The 15,585-nt window shown below is 36.7% G+C and carries 11 protein-coding genes; 10 read left to right on the forward strand and 1 reads right to left on the reverse strand.

Going from position 1 to position 15,585, the window contains the following annotated elements; genetic code table 11:
• The first annotated feature begins 50 nt into the window (after positions 1-50).
• Genes BW961_RS23655 through BW961_RS23700 form a run of 10 tightly spaced genes read left to right on the forward strand, consistent with a single transcriptional unit; the run spans position 51 to position 13,279 of the window.
• A complete protein-coding gene (locus BW961_RS23655; protein ID WP_068588217.1) occupies positions 51-2,036 on the forward strand; it encodes an alginate lyase family protein in 1,986 nt (661 codons plus the stop codon).
• 38 nt (positions 2,037-2,074) lie between these two features.
• Positions 2,075-3,421 carry a phenylacetate--CoA ligase family protein gene (locus BW961_RS23660; protein ID WP_068588220.1) on the forward strand — a complete coding sequence of 449 codons (1,347 nt, stop codon included), beginning with the start codon at positions 2,075-2,077 and terminating at the stop codon, positions 3,419-3,421.
• A complete protein-coding gene (locus tag BW961_RS23665) occupies positions 3,418-4,536 on the forward strand; it encodes a glycosyltransferase family 4 protein (RefSeq protein WP_068588223.1) in 1,119 nt (372 codons plus the stop codon). The genes BW961_RS23660 and BW961_RS23665 overlap by 4 nt, the downstream gene beginning before the upstream one ends.
• Positions 4,520-6,016, forward strand: coding sequence for a lipopolysaccharide biosynthesis protein (locus tag BW961_RS23670; RefSeq protein WP_068588226.1), 1,497 nt, complete (start codon positions 4,520-4,522; stop codon positions 6,014-6,016). The genes BW961_RS23665 and BW961_RS23670 overlap by 17 nt, the downstream gene beginning before the upstream one ends.
• A 36-nt stretch (positions 6,017-6,052) precedes the next feature.
• A complete protein-coding gene (locus tag BW961_RS23675) occupies positions 6,053-7,174 on the forward strand; it encodes a GNAT family N-acetyltransferase (protein WP_068588230.1) in 1,122 nt (373 codons plus the stop codon).
• The gene (locus tag BW961_RS23680) at positions 7,164-8,402 is read left to right on the forward strand and encodes a hypothetical protein (RefSeq protein WP_068588233.1); all 1,239 of its coding nucleotides are present in this window, start codon (positions 7,164-7,166) and stop codon (positions 8,400-8,402) included. Before BW961_RS23675 ends, BW961_RS23680 begins: the two co-directional genes overlap by 11 nt.
• A gap of 10 nt (positions 8,403-8,412) precedes the next feature.
• Entirely contained in the window at positions 8,413-9,762 is a 1,350-nt protein-coding gene (locus BW961_RS23685; RefSeq protein ID WP_068588236.1) for an O-antigen ligase family protein, read from the forward strand.
• Between the two features lie 57 nt (positions 9,763-9,819).
• A complete protein-coding gene (locus BW961_RS23690) occupies positions 9,820-10,917 on the forward strand; it encodes a glycosyltransferase (RefSeq protein WP_068588239.1) in 1,098 nt (365 codons plus the stop codon).
• Positions 10,898-12,160: a glycosyltransferase family 4 protein gene (locus BW961_RS23695; protein WP_068588242.1), complete on the forward strand. Its 1,263-nt coding sequence runs from the start codon at positions 10,898-10,900 to the stop codon at positions 12,158-12,160. Before BW961_RS23690 ends, BW961_RS23695 begins: the two co-directional genes overlap by 20 nt.
• A 36-nt stretch (positions 12,161-12,196) precedes the next feature.
• Entirely contained in the window at positions 12,197-13,279 is a 1,083-nt protein-coding gene (locus BW961_RS23700; protein ID WP_068588245.1) for a GNAT family N-acetyltransferase, read from the forward strand.
• Between the two features lie 81 nt (positions 13,280-13,360).
• Here BW961_RS23700 and BW961_RS23705 read toward each other — a convergent pair whose 3' ends face one another.
• Positions 13,361-15,463: a hypothetical protein gene (locus BW961_RS23705; RefSeq protein ID WP_068588248.1), complete on the reverse strand. Its 2,103-nt coding sequence runs from the start codon at positions 15,461-15,463 to the stop codon at positions 13,361-13,363.
• Positions 15,464-15,585 lie beyond the last annotated feature (122 nt).

The following is a 15,585-nucleotide window of genomic DNA, read 5'->3' on the forward strand; positions in this document are numbered from 1 at the left end:
TTCTTGGTACATGTATTATCTTTATAAGATCAGGGTTGGGGTGTGAATAGATGTCTTCGTTAAGGGTTAAGATGATGCAATTGAAAGAGATGCCATTAGATATGGCATTGAAGAAGGTTGTGTTTAAGATCGTACGGCAAATCCGATATGGTATTCGACGTTACTGGATTCTTGCTGTTCCTATTCAGCTAGACACAGCTCTTCTTACTGGCTTCCAAAGTCGCAGCCGTCATTTGTTTCATATACAGGACAGGGCTCATTATGTAGAGTGTCTGAAGGAAATGCAACAGGATGAGTCTATTCTTAAAGATGCGGATCGAATCTGCCTTCACCAATTTAATTTGTTAGGTTCTGGAGAGACACAGTTGGGAGAAAAGTTACCTTGGCACAAGGATTTCAAGACGAATGACCTATGGAAGAATGGATTCTATAAACATATCCAAACTGTTAATTTGAATAATGCTGCGGATGTGAAAGTGCCTTGGGAGCTTTCACGTTGTCAGCATTTTTTTACGCTTGGTAAAGCTTATTGGTTAACGAGTAATGAGAAATACGCGAAGGAATTTCAGGATCAGTTGGATGACTGGATGGTTCACAATCCTGTGGAAATGTCCGTGAATTGGACGTGCACAATGGATGTAGCGATTCGTGCGGTGAATTGGATTTCAGGGATTCAATTCTTCTTGAATAGCTCATCCATTTCATCGTCATTCTGGGAACGTATACATACTTCATTGTACTTACATGGACAATTCATAATGAACAATTTAGAGAATACAGGAGAACATACAGGAAATCATTATCTAACTAATCTCGTTGGATTAATTGAACTTGGGATCTATTTCGGTGAGTTTAAGATAACAGACAGACGGAGTAGTAGCAATAACCCACAAGCTTGGCTCCGATATGGACTTGCAGAAATGGAACGGGAGATGTTCATACAAGTCAATAATGACGGATCGAATTATGAAGCTTCGACATCATATCATCGTTTAGTAACGGAATGTTTCTTATATACGACGGTATTATGCGCTCGTAATGAGATTCATTTCTCTGAAGGCTATATGCAGCGCTTGGAAAAGATGTGCGAGTTCATCCTACAGATGCAGAAGCCGAATGGGTTAACCCCTATTGTTGGTGATGCAGATGATGGGCGGTTACTGATTGTGTCACAATATAGTTCGTGGGTTCGAAATGATTACCGTCATTTGTTAGCTGTTGCGGGCGAATTCTTCGATCGAGATCACTATCGCATTGCCGGGCGTGATCATCAAGAGGATGCATTATGGATTACAGGTGGGTTTAAGAACGTTGTTGATTCTGAAGAATCTAGATTACAATCGGTGGCTTATCCGGATGGAGGATATTATCTGCTACGTAATGAGCGAGTCTACTGCCTCATTCGCTGTGGCGAGCTGTCCTTCCATGGACAAGGGGCACATAGCCATAATGATCAATTGAGCTTTGAATTACAAATTGATGGGCTGGATATTATGATTGATCCCGGATCTTATGTGTATACAGCGGATTACCGAAAGAGGAATTTGTTTCGCAGCACATCCATGCATAATACGATAGAAGTGGATGGTGAAGAGCAGAATGACTTTGATGCGTTGGTGCTATTCTTAATGAGAGAGCAGACATTTGCAAATTGTGAAATATTTGATGCTAATCATTTTGTCGGAAGCCATGAAGGATACGTGAAGAAGTGTGGTGTCATTCATCAGCGAGAAATTCACTTATCAGATAATACGCTTGAAATCACTGATGTTCTGAAGCAAATGGAATCTTTGAATACTGACGCTCCTTCTTACTATGCTACATATGTACTGGCCCCTGGTGTGGAGGTTGTTCAACATGAGGAGCACATTGTATTGCGGCATCAACATCTTACAGTAGAGTTGTCGACTTCCGCTGCGCTAGATATAGAAATACATAACTGTTGGGTATCGAGTCAATATGGTGTTCGTGAATGGAGCAGGTTGATTCGAATGAAAGGATCTGAGCCTAAGTTACGTACATTGATTCGTTGGTAACCGAAGAAATGATTATTTGAAGAGACGAGGGAAATGAAATGAGTCTTATCAAGGGCATAGCGAAGGGGATTTTGTCGCACTTTCCATATCGATACGTAAATGTCGGAAAGGAATTTTATGATTGGTTGAATAAGTTTGAGAGCATGAAAGGAATGACTGTTGATGTAATTCGTGAGCATCAGTTCAACTCTTTCGTTAATATGGTGAAGTTAGCTTACGAGGAAACAGATTTCTATCGTAAATTGTACGATGATCATGGATTTCATCCGAGTCAACTGAAAGACTTTTCAGATATACAGCGAATTCCTGTGATAAACAAAGCTATGGTTAAAGAGAGTGGTCTTGATATTCTCGTCTCGAAGTATGATCCGAAACGATTATCTATTGGATCAACGAGCGGATCCACAGGAAGCTCATTAACGATATATGCTAATAAGAAGATCGATCAACGTGAATGGGCGGCGACATGTTATCTATGGTCAAGTGTTGGATATCGTCCAGGTGACGGACGGGTAGAGCTCAGAGGTTTTTTTCCAGGGGGAGAAGAGTACACCATGGATCATTATCATCGCGTCCTCCGAATTAATGTCTCCCAGTTAACAAGCAACAATCTTCCAAAGATATTACAACTGATTCATGATTCAGGTTACGAATTTATCCATGGATATCCTTCATCCATAAGCCTCTTTTCCAAATTAGTATTAGAGAATAATGTCGTGGAGCAGTATACACCTAGAGCCATCTTATTAGCTTCAGAGAGTTTGTACGGGTATCAAATCGATATCATTCGTAAAGCATTTCCCAACGCGAAATTGCACGCGCATTATGGTCAATCTGAGAAAACCGTCGTAGCTGGGTGGAATGGGGATTCAACAGCGTATAACTTCCTCCCTTTGTATGGATATGTCGAATTTGATAAAGATACAAATGCTATTATTGGAACATCCTTTATTAATGATGTTATGCCACTTATTCGATATGAGTTGAATGATATCGCATCCCCTGTGATTCCATCGCCAGATGAAATAGCATATTTATTTCCTACGATTCAGTCGATTGACGGTAGAGTTGGAGAAATCATGTATAAGCCTAATGGGGATATGGTGTCGTCAGCATTAGTAGCTATTGCTGTTCGAGGGACGAAGACCGTCACCGCTTGTAAATTAATTCAGCATGAGTACAACGAAATCGAAATGTTGGTAGAATCGTTTCAATCCGAGGATGAGGTTATGGAAGAATTGAAATTAGTTATGGAGAGGCTTCACTCTATTTTTACAGAATCGATGTTGTTCACTATTCGCATTGTAGATCATATCTCAAGGGGAGCTTCTGGAAAGTTTAAAAGTGTTGAAGTACGGATAGGGCGAGAAGGAGATATCGCATGAAAATTGTCATGATTGGACCTATGCCTCCACCTATTGGCGGTATTTCTATTCATATCAAACGATTGGTGCAAAGATTAGAGGGAAGAGGGATCGCATGTGATGTTTACAATGAGTCTGATGTAGTTCTCTCACAAGAATGTGTCTACCCCATTGGATCTTATAAGAAATTAGCACTGAAGATTCCCTTTATGAAAGGGGATCTTTTTCATTTTCACTCCATTAGTAGGACGGTAAGAATATTACTAGGTTTCTATAAAATGTGTGGTAAAAAAATAATCCTTACAGTACACGGTGAGAGTTTATTGGATCAAATTACGAGTTCGAATCCGTTGATGAGATTGATATTACTGACAAGTCTACGATCTATTGATCATATCGTGTGTGTCAATGAAGATAATACTAAGAAACTATTAGCATTAGGTTTCGCTCATCATAAAGTCACAACGATTCCCTCGTATATTCAACCTGTGGAAAGTGGAGATGATGATGTTGCGATACCAAATGAAGTATATAATTTTATGGCGAAGGCTAATTTTGTAATTACCGCAAATGGATATATTCGGTTTTATCAGGGACAGGACTTGTATGGGGTAGATCTGCTTATTGATCTCCTAAAGGAACTAAGGATAAGGAAGAGAGGGGTTCGTATATTGTTTGCCCTTCTGGGTGTGTCTGGTCAATGTGTAGAGGAGCAACAGTATTATGATGTTCTTAGGAAGAGGATTAGGGAGTATGGACTGGAAGATGAGTTTCTATTCTATGAGGTTGTGAATACGGAATTCTATCCCCTTGTGAAGAAGAGTCATTTGTTTATTCGGCCGACGGTGACTGATGGATATGGTGTTTCTATTGCAGAAGCCCTCTATAGTTCAATACCTTCAATAGCAAGCGATGTTTGTTTGCGACCTGAGGGGACGAATTTATTTCAATCTCGAAATGGAGGGGAATTATTGCTAAAAGTACAAGAGGTTATGGAACATTATACGGAACATAAACAAAGGGTCATGAATCTATCGACGAAGGATTATGCATCTGATTTGTTGGATATATATCAGCAAATTGCAGGACAAAGAGATCCAGAAAGTAACGTGATTCTAGATGAATGTGCAAAATAAAAAAATATTTTCCAATGGAATCATTTATTTGTTCTCATCTGTGTTGACGCAGTTAATTAATCTATTCCTTATTCCGTTGTATACAAGAAATTTATCTCAGGCGGAATACGGGAATTTTGATTTGATTATCAGTGTACAGCAACTCTTAGGGATTGCTATAACACTAGGTGTATATTCAGGGATGGTTCGGTTCTTTAACGAGTTTGAGGATAAGAACAATTTGAAAAATACTGCGATAACATTTTCGCTTATCTGGGGTAGCTTATGTATCGGAATAGCATATATTGCGAATCCATGGCTCTTTCCTTTATTGTTTGGGCAAGAACCTAATGCTCATATATTCATTCCCCTTATCATCATTAGTTCTGTGTGTATTTGTTTGAATACGACCTATTCAAGCTTTCATTCGATGAGGTTTAATGCTTTGAAATCTAGCGCCATTCAATTTTCTAGCATTCTTACGACACTCTTTTTTGCAATAATTTTCTTTATAATTTTAAAGATGGGCATTGTAGGAATTCTGATGGCACAGTTTTTTGGAAATCTAACTGTCTTTATGTTTCTGTTCATTATGGATCTTCGAAATTATAAACCAATGCTTAAGCTAGAACAGTTAAGGAACATGCTTCGTTATGGTTCAGGGCTTCTGATGGGTGATGTGTCTGCTTGGGTTCTTACATTAAGTGATCGTTTTCTAATCAAGGGATACATGAATCTGTCCTCCGTAGCCGTGTATTCTGTTGGCTATAAAGTTGGCATGCTAATTAATCCCGTATTTATTAATCCATTTGCATCGGTGTTTACACCTTTCAAGTATGCAGTCTATAAAGAAGCAAATGGAGCGGAACAAATCGGTAAAATGTTTCGGTTCTACAATGTTATCGGGTGGTTTAGCGTTCTGGGGCTTTCACTTTTTGCTAATATTGCTGTAGATCTGGTTGCTCCCGTAGAGTATCGTGCAGCGGGAAATTTAGTTCCTATTATTGCACTCTCATATTTCTTATCTGGAGCGATAGCCTTTTATTCGTTGGGGCTTCATATTGCGAATAAAGTAAAGATTAATTCGATGATTACGATCTTCGTAGCTCTCATTAATATCGCCGCTAATATCATCTTGATTCCATGGATCGGCATATATGGGTCGGCCATATCAACGGTTATTGCCTATGTTATAGCGAATGGTGTTTTTTATTATTACGGTTCAAAGTACTATAAGCTTGAATTTGGACTGCTATATCCATATAAATTTCTAATCATAACAGGACCTCTTTATGGCGTTTATTTCATCTGTAATCACTTCATTGACTTGATATTTGTTGAGCTATTACTTAACGCGGTCTTATGCGTCGTATTTGTTCTTTTAATTATCAGATTTAATTTTGTTACAAAAGAAGAACTGGTCGTTGTTCTGAAGCGTTTACGTTCACTATTGCGTAAAAAAAAAGAGGCAGAGGATAAGGGAGTTCCTTCAGAGTTATGAGTTAAAAATTTATTGTGTAAAGGAGCTAGTTCAGTTTTGAGTACTCAAATAAAAATAATTACTAAAATGGAAGAGTTTATAAATATTAAAGAGGATTGGGAAAGGTTGGAGAAACAGGATCTAGATGTGACTTACTACAGTACATTTCACTTCAACTATTGTTGGTGGTTGACATATGGTCAGGATAATCGTAATAAGTTGTTTATCATTTGCTGCTATAGGGATAGCAAGATTGTAGGTATTGCACCGCTTATGATTCGGGAAATTGATAAAAAAATAATAAAGTGTAATGAGCTTTGTTTCTTAGGAAAAGGAGATTATTTCAACTTTATTCTGGATAGCAGTAAGTTCTCTTCTTTGACCATTATCAAAGATATTTTTCATGCGATTGAGGAAAGTTCTGATCGGTGGGACAGAATTGAATTGACACATATACAGAAGGATACACAATTGCTGCGATACTTACTAAGACATGATAAGTATAATCCTCATATCAATTATTTAACGTCATGTCCGCGGATCGATATTCAAGATTTCACCTCATATGAACAATTTGATAAAGAATTCATGAATACTAAGATGAGGAAAAAGCATGAAAAGTTACGTAGCCAAACGGGATATCGGTTCAAGTTGGTAATGGGTAGCCAGGATGATATTTATGAACGAATATCTCAGGTTCACAAAATGGAGAAACAATATTTACAACATGAAAGGGGGAAATCTGAAAGGGGAAGTTTATTTGAAAACAAAAATAATGAAGAGTTTCTAAAACGATTGTTTAAAGATAATGATCAGGTAATTACGTTTGTTCTTGAAACTGAAGAAGGTGAAATCATAATCTACAATTCCTGTTATTTATATAGGAATGTGCTTTATGGGTGGAATACAGCCTATTCTCCAAAGTACTCACATTATCACGGTGTATCGGATGTGATGATGATCGAAATGATTCAGTATTTATTTAAAAATGATCATGGAGATCAAATTGATTTCGGAGCTGGAAGTTATTCATGGAAATTCAGATGGACGAGTCGATTTTCAGTGAGTTATTCCTTTTCTATGTGGAATCTGCCAACACCCAAAACAAAGTTACTTCGATTTCTTACGAAAACAAGAGGTCTAATTCGGACGGTACGAGGTATGAGTAATGAACATTGAAATTTGTAAATGGTATAACAATGCTAAATCACCTGTGTTGCTGATGATCGATGATCTAGCTAATACCTGGGTAGATACGAATAACAGTGGGTCATTAGATTTGGGGGAGGATTGGGGGTACTTCAAGAATCAAGAAAATTCGTCGTTTCGTTATTTGAATGATGTGATTTTAAAATACTTCCCTAACATAAAAGTAACTTTTTTCGTTCCCGTTGGCGTTCGCGTGGGCATACTTGAGAATCCATTGTTCTGTCAATTGTCCCTTCCAATGAACGCGGATGAAGAAAGTAAACAGTTCTTTAAGTCCATTCATGAAAATCCTAATTTTGAACTTGCTTACCATGGGATTACGCATGGGAAAGTTGGCAAACAGGCTGATGATTTTGTTCAAGAGTGGGCTACATTTATGAGTTTAGATGAAGCGAAGAACACAATAAATGAAGGAATTAGCATTTATCATGATGCTGTCGGAGTTAAACCCCGTGGTGGAAAGTATTGCGGATATACTGGTAATGACTTTTCTGATGAGAGTATTAACCAATCTGGATTTTCATGGTGGTTCAGATATTGGAACCGAGGCATTTCAAAAGGTGTAGGGGATAGTGATATCTGTGGGCAAGACAAGAATCCTATTACGAATTTTGATGTAAAAAGATTTGGGAGCAATCAGGTTATTGATATTCCTTCCACCGTATATGGAGGACTTCTGAATGGCGCTCTGAATCCAATGGTTCTATCGGCCAAAGGGATGATAAAGAGGATATTTAAAAAGTCATTTATTCGCTGGAAGTTGCGCGAGATTGATTATTTATTAGAACATCATTTGGTCATTAGTGTGCAAGAGCATATAGCCCCTTCACGAGATGATGGTAAAAGGCAAAGTCCTAATATATTTGATGATCAAGGAAGTTTAATAGGTATTTTTCGTTATTTAGAAGATAAAAACGTGTGGTATTGTACGGGAAGTGAACTGGCGGATTATGTGAATCTTCGAGACCATGTCACTGTGGTAAGTGTGAATGAGAACAGTTTTGTGCTAGAGCACTCGGATCAGTATGGTGATCAATTCATCGCTCTAAAGTTCAGTGAAAATGCACCATTTCGAATTATGCTTCCTAATAAGATAAACATCAGTGTCAATGAAGGGTTCGCGAACTTGCCTGTCATGAAAGGTGAATATTTGATTATTAAAGATCATAATTTTTTGGATCTTACAATGAATCGTTAAGAGGGGAACTATGTACTTAATTATCATTTTGCTTTCGATTCCGGTTTTATGGGCGGGTTGTATCTTCGCACTAAATGTATTTAAGGGAAACATTATACAGGGTATTCTTCTTGGGATTTTGATATTTGGTATGGTTAGTAACGTTCGATTTAATATCGGTTACCCAAATATTAATATTGATATGCCATTCATCATATTGTTTATATACAATTTAGCATTGTTGGCGCATATGATGCTAACTAGTAAAATAAATGAATTAAAATTAGATGATATCTCAAGAACGCAGCTTAATCGTGTGATTGTAATACTGAGTGGTGTATTGTTAGTGCTCTTTTTACAGGTATACATATCTCAAATATACGACATCGGTCTCTATTCATTTCATTTTAATGTTTTCATTAACTTGATTCTCTTGGCATTATTTTTCTACTTTTTATCTGTCAATCAGTTTAGTATCAACACTTTCTTTACGGTTATCGTCATGTATTCAATATGTAATTCATTATTGGGTGTGTTGCAATATGTGTTTAATCGATCATTTCTTCTATCTAGTGCAAGTGACTCTATTAATTATTATGAGGGCGCTGTAGTGACGAAGAGGGTAATGGGATTTGTAGGAGCAAGTAATGGTGCGGGTAATCTGGGAGCTATATTGTTTTCTGTATTATTATATTATTTTCTTAAAAAAAAGAATTTGTTCAGTTTTATAGCTGTGTTGTTGAATATTCTATTTGTGGTATTAACCTTTACAAGGATAGGATATTTATCCATTGTCATTCAATGTCTAATCTTTGTTATTTTCTCTAAAATTCGCGACACTCATCAATTACTTAAAAGGTGTTTGATAGGTATACTCTCCATTTTTGTGGGCGTTATTGCATATCTAATATTTTTTGATGATGTATACCAAATTTTATTTATTAATAGGGGAGATACAGAGTCTAATCGATTTGTACAATTTAATGAAGCCTTTCGGATCATGAAGGAGAATTTATGGTTTGGTGTTGGAGCGGGTCAATATAATTCATATATTGAGGAAAATCACGGAATTCAAGATATCGTGCTGCACTCACAATTTATTAATATATTGATCGAACAGGGGCTAATTAGTTTTATATTATTTTCTATGTTATACATCATTCTATTTATTTGGAGCACAAGAATTTTTAAAGATGAGGTTTGGCTACCTATTTCATTGATGGTAGGGAACTTTATAGTCGTCAATTTTAATCCCAATCAATATTACAGTATGTGTATTTTGACGTTTTTTATTTTGATATATGGATTGATTTTTTTGAAGAAGACGAGAGTACAGGAACAGGTGAGTAACCAGTCACAACATAAGATTGTAACTCTTTAATGACAATCATTCGCGTTGGAGTAACCGTGTTGTATCAGGAATTGGAGGAAGCCGTACATGAAAATATTAATGTGTGAGTATATGGATTACGATACTGTTTTTCAAGTTGGCAGTCATTATTATGCAAAAGAGTTTGCCAATGACAGCAATCACATCACATGGTCTCCTCAGCCCACAAGTTTCCTAAGCAAAAAGTCTAATCATAAGATAAATGAAAACCTCAATATCCACTACCCGCGTGTGAGTCTTCCATTTTGCAGGTTACCTCTTCTAAATAGTAAGTTGTGGGCGAAGTATTACTTGGAGTGTGCTCCAAAAAGTATCCATCAAGAGTTAAGGGATGAGCAATACGATGTATTATGGATGACGAATGTAAAAATGTATTATAGCACTGAGAAATTGAAGCATCGTTATCTAGTACATCGGATGGCAGATGATTTTTCTGGATTTTCTGGAGCTTACCGTAACCTACTGTATTTACAGACAGAACTTATCAAGAAATCTAACGTAGTGATCGTTACTGCCAAGAATTTAGTTGATCAAGCGAGGACATATAATAAAAATGTTCTTTATCTCCCCAATGGTGTGGATACCATGAGATTCAAAAATACGAATGATGAAATACCTGAAGAGTATAAACCGATTACGGATATGCCAAAGGTAGTTTATGTGGGTGCGCTCGACGATTGGTTCGACTATGAATTAATTCAATATGCGGTTAAAAAGCTGAAACATATGGCATTTATCATTATCGGAGGGACAAATGAAAAGATACAATCCATTGCTTCAGAAAACGCCAATCTACTATTACTAGGAAAAAAAGCTCACTCAGATATCCCTAAATATCTGAAAGCTGCTGATGTTGGTATTATGCCTTTTACGAATAACAAGTTAACGAATAGCATACACCCATTGAAATTGTACGAGTATTTCGCTGCCGGCTTACCTGCTGTTTCTGCCAAGTTAAATGAAGTTGAAGAAATGAATTCACCAGCGTGGTTATATGAGACAAAAGACGAATTCGTTGAACTTATTAAGCAAGGGGTAAACGAAACGCACGACAAGGAAATATATAGGACTTACGCTGAAAGAAATACTTGGAGACAGAGATTTCTGAGCGTAAAGGAGTATATCAATGAAGATATTATTAATTAACAAATATTATTATGTTAAAGGCGGAAGCGAGACGTATTTTTTCGGTCTTAAAAAAATGCTAGAAGACAATGGTCATACAGTGATTGATTTCAGTATGGAAGATGAAAAGAATATGGATAGTGAGTATAAGGGCTACTTTGTAGATAATATCAATTATGGAGAAGATGGCTCGGTTCTTGGAAAAGTGAAAGATGGATTAAAACTGATTAACTCTAAGGAAGCCTATCAGAAGTTATGCAAGCTGATCGAAGCAACCAAACCAGATATAGCGCATGTGAATTTGGTATATCATCAGCTAACACCATCCGTGTTTCATGCACTGAAGAAATATAATATACCTACCGTACATACCTCGCATGATTATAAAATGATTTGCCCCAATTATAAGTTGTTTAATAAAGGTGAGATTTGTACAAAGTGTGCAAACGATAAGTACTTCAACTGCTTTATAAATAACTGCCATAAAAATTCTAGAGCTGCAAGCTTGTTGCTGACGATTGAAGCCTATTATCATAAGGCCAAAAAATCATATGATATCGCGGATATTATTATTTGTCCAAGTAACTTTATGTACTCGCAATTATTGAACAACGGATATCCGGATTCAAAACTCGTTCATTTGCCCAATTTTATAACAAATGATTTCTCAACAGTTGCCGCAAACCAAGGTGATGAAATTAAAGAGGACTATCTATTATATTACGGAAGATTATCGGAAGAAAAGGGAATAGATGTCTTATTAGATGCGATGAAATTAGTAGAAGGTTCATGCAAGTTATTGATTGTAGGAACAGGTCCGGAAAGAGAGCGACTTGAACAAAGGGTGTCTTCGGAAGGAATTAACAACATAGCGTTTTTAGGTTTTAAGTCAGGTATAGAACTGCAGCAGTTAATATTAAAAGCAAAGGCAACCGTGATTCCATCCATTTGGCATGAAGTGTTCGGTCTGACGATTATTGAATCGTTTAGCATGGGGACACCTGTTATAGGGTCAGAAACAGGAGGTGTGAGAGAGCTAATAAAGAATAGACAGTCGGGCTTCTTATTCGAAAGGGGGAATGTTAGAGAACTGTCTGATTCTATTCGTCTTCTATATAGCATGGACAGCAGTAGTTATCTAAAAATGAGTAAGCAATGTATAACTGATGCACAAATGTATAGTCCAAATCAATATTACAGATCTTTACTTCCAATTTACGAAAGATTAGTCATCAGTAAACTTCAGGTTAGTGGTGAAGTATAACAATTGTTCTTAGGAGAGGAGTTAGGAACTCTTATTATGAAGACTACAATCATACGTGGTGTAGAAGAGTTGTCAAAGTTGGAAGAACAATGGCGCGAATTAATTAACAATGTAGATGGTGCAGAAATTTTTGATACATGGGAATGGCTACAGTCCTATTTAAAATACATGTTTGACGATAATAAGCAATTATTTATCGTCGTAGTAACAGATGAGTCTCAGTGCTTAGCCATAGCGCCTTTATGTATAAATACATGTAAAGTGAAATGGCGTACTGTGAAATCGTTACAATGTATTATTTCAGGTACAGGCGAATCCAACACATTCTACTTACATAATCAATATGATCATATCAAATTGATGAAGCAAATCTTCCAAGCCCTTGTTTTCTATCAAGAGGAGTGGGATTGGATAGATTTGATTAGCTTTCAGTCTGACAATCCTACGACTGCCTTAGTTCATCAATGCTTCGGGGAGCAGTTTGAAATGTTTACTAGGCAATTGTCCTCATCTCCATATGTGAACATGGAGAAGTACAATGACCAAAAAGCAGATATCAACAGAATTAAAGCCATACAGCGCAAAGAACGAAAGTTATGTCGTGAGCACGAAGTGAATATTAAGTTGAATGAGCCATGTGATGAACGAATTTGGAACAGTTTTACTGAGCTACATAAAAAAAAGTGGCAGGAAAGCCTCTTTAACGAACCAGGTGTTGTATCCTTTTACAAAGAGATTATCCCACTCTTTCAAGAAGACAACAGTGTTAATTTTTCTTACATCGAGGTTAATGGCAATATTGCTTCTGCTATGCTTACTTTTTCTTATCGGGATAAAGTTTATTTGTATATTACGTCATTCTCGACTGAATTCACTGAATACGGCGTAGGCGTAGTTCTTTTGAATCGAGTGATGGAGCATTATTTGAATAGTGGAGTGAAAGAAATTGATTTTATGAGTGGTCGGCAAGAATATAAGTTTTTTTGGGCAGATAGGGTTAAGATCAATTATCACATCCGCATTATTAACAATACGAAGCGAACGAAGCTATTGAAAGTCTATACACTAATTCAAATGAGCAAGAAAACGATTAAATCATTAATTGTAAAATCGAAATAACTTATTGATGTGAGTTGGTCAGTAGACTCTCTTAAGAGCTCTTTAAGAGATACTGACCTCTGACCCCATCTAACCAAATGTTTAGTTCATGACTGTCCAATCACTGACTGCTGTTATTCCTGTCGCTATATAGACCTTTTTAGTAGAAGTGTTAATAAATTGTTGACCTATATAACTAGGCTTGCTAGTAGGGACTGTCGTACCAACGGCTGGTTTTCGGACATACATAGTGTCATTAGAAGGCAATATTTTTGTTCCCGTAGGTAGTGATGTTACTAAAGGTTGATTATTATAGAATACATATGGCTCGTTTGCAGGACTTGTTGTAAATAACAAATTGGGTTGATAACAGAGTCTAATCCAATCCTTTTTTGCGACATTGAAGAATAGTGAAACGATTACAGTACCTGACGTTTCTTTCTCTATAACAGCAACAAAATCTGTCCTAGTAAACCCTAAGTTAAAATCTAAAAACTCAATTACATCAAGGGTAACTTTCGTTCCAGTTCCTAATACGGGGGAGGGGATAACCTGTAAATTAACCTTACCAACTGTTTTTCGATTATTAACAGAATCGCCACATAACATGTAATCCATCGTTAAATCCATTCTCGAATTCCCGTTAGTTATGGTAGTTGTAAACAACTTAGCATAGCCAGTTCCTATAACATCTGTATAGTACGATACATACCCTCCCATTGCTTTAGCATATGAGCCAGCATGTAGTAACTCTATTCCTCTATCTGTGTGGATAACTTGCTCAGCGAGTGTGGAGCTTGATAGGAGGGATGCTTTTACTTTTTCGAGTGAGCCTTTGATTGCATTTAAATTTAATTGTAATATATTGTCCTTGGCATTAGATATACCTAGCGTATTTATGATGCTTGTAAACATGGTAGGAATATCTTGATTAGCATTATTGGGTATTATAAAGAAACTTGATGTCTTATCTTTTCCAGTAGCAGTCACAAAAGAACTATAATTCTCTATCTTGAAGGTCCCACCAAGGGTATTTCCATTGATTAGTTTTCCTTTTTCTATGAAAATCTGATTACCGTCCAAGTTATAGCCTTTAGGAAAGTTACCACCGAAAGAATTAGAACCCCAGTAAGCACTCTGTTTTGGATTATAGAATACATTATTTTTTACGGTGACATCTACTACAGGTACTGTTATTTGGTACAGGAGTAAGTTTTGTCCTAAATAGATGTCTGAGCGTACATCATAACCCCATCCCCAACCTGCATTTAAACATATATTTTCTTCGAATTTGCACCGTATAAAACCTGTTCCAGCTACAGACCCTTCTGCCCAGGTCTCAAAGGATTGGGTGTTATTCCAATCTACGTTGTTCTTGATTAGGATGTCTTCAAATCCAGATCTACCTTGTAGTATGGGACCCTGTGTGGTAAAAGCAGCATCAAAACAGTCATATACTCGGTTGTTCTCTATGATAATATTTTTGGAATAAGAGTAACATTCTATCCCATTACCATATCTAACAGTTCCATCACCATAGCCTTCCAAGTAAGACCCGCCGATTTCATGAACATCACAATCATAAATATCTGTATTTTCAGATGCTCCAGACATCCCATGGCTACCACTGCCTATAAACTCAATACTTATTATCTTCGTGTTGTTTTTTTTCTCATGTAGAGGCAGATTAACTGAGGCTCGAATATCAGCATTTAATGTAGTTGGATTCGCTGTTGCTTTTACATATAAATAAGTGTCATCGCAATAGAAATCCCAAGGATTGATAAGAGTCGTTAATTTTGATTTCTTGAAACCTTTGATGACCCCATCTACTTTTAGAAACCCTACATTAGTATCTGTTGTGTAGATATTGCCTGTGAACTTGGTGGTATCTCTAAGGGATATCTTCCATACCCCACTTACATGAAGCGTCCAAGAACTAGAAATATTTAGATTTTTATATCCACATATTTTTGGCTTATTACCAGTACCATAACATGATACAAGTAGCCTATTATCCTCTAATATTCCTCCCGGCAAGTCTAAACTACCGTAAAAGGTGTCATTCCTCTTTAAAAGGATACTATCTCCTGAATTGAATAAGATACCTGATTGTTTAATTTTGCTTAATGTAGCCCATGGATTGTCTGTACTGGTCCCTACACTAGAGTCATTACCGGTGTTACTTATATAATATGTGGTCATATTGATTGACTCCTTTAGATAGGATTTTTATTTTCTTCAATTATAGTTGTTACATGAAAAAAGTCTCTCCTTTCTGTTGGAATTTTTATGCTTATTTCAAGAGCAATTCTCAAATTGTAATA

This window comes from Paenibacillus macquariensis, assembly GCF_900156375.1.
In the GTDB taxonomy this organism is placed as follows: Bacteria; Bacillota; Bacilli; order Paenibacillales; family Paenibacillaceae; genus Paenibacillus_AQ; species Paenibacillus_AQ macquariensis.

What these genes read in the sequence shown, in the direction of transcription:
- BW961_RS23655 (WP_068588217.1), top strand. Translation starts at nt 51, where the DNA reads ATGTCTTCGTTAAGGGTTAAGATGATGCAATTGAAAGAGATGCCATTA.
- BW961_RS23660 (WP_068588220.1), top strand. Translation starts at nt 2,075, where the DNA reads ATGAGTCTTATCAAGGGCATAGCGAAGGGGATTTTGTCGCACTTTCCA.
- BW961_RS23665 (WP_068588223.1), top strand. Translation starts at nt 3,418, where the DNA reads ATGAAAATTGTCATGATTGGACCTATGCCTCCACCTATTGGCGGTATT.
- BW961_RS23670 (WP_068588226.1), top strand. Translation starts at nt 4,520, where the DNA reads ATGAATGTGCAAAATAAAAAAATATTTTCCAATGGAATCATTTATTTG.
- BW961_RS23680 (WP_068588233.1), top strand. Translation starts at nt 7,164, where the DNA reads ATGAACATTGAAATTTGTAAATGGTATAACAATGCTAAATCACCTGTG.
- BW961_RS23685 (WP_068588236.1), top strand. Translation starts at nt 8,413, where the DNA reads ATGTACTTAATTATCATTTTGCTTTCGATTCCGGTTTTATGGGCGGGT.
- BW961_RS23690 (WP_068588239.1), top strand. Translation starts at nt 9,820, where the DNA reads ATGAAAATATTAATGTGTGAGTATATGGATTACGATACTGTTTTTCAA.
- BW961_RS23695 (WP_068588242.1), top strand. Translation starts at nt 10,898, where the DNA reads ATGAAGATATTATTAATTAACAAATATTATTATGTTAAAGGCGGAAGC.
- BW961_RS23700 (WP_068588245.1), top strand. Translation starts at nt 12,197, where the DNA reads ATGAAGACTACAATCATACGTGGTGTAGAAGAGTTGTCAAAGTTGGAA.
- BW961_RS23705 (WP_068588248.1), bottom strand. Translation starts at nt 15,463, where the DNA reads ATGACCACATATTATATAAGTAACACCGGTAATGACTCTAGTGTAGGG.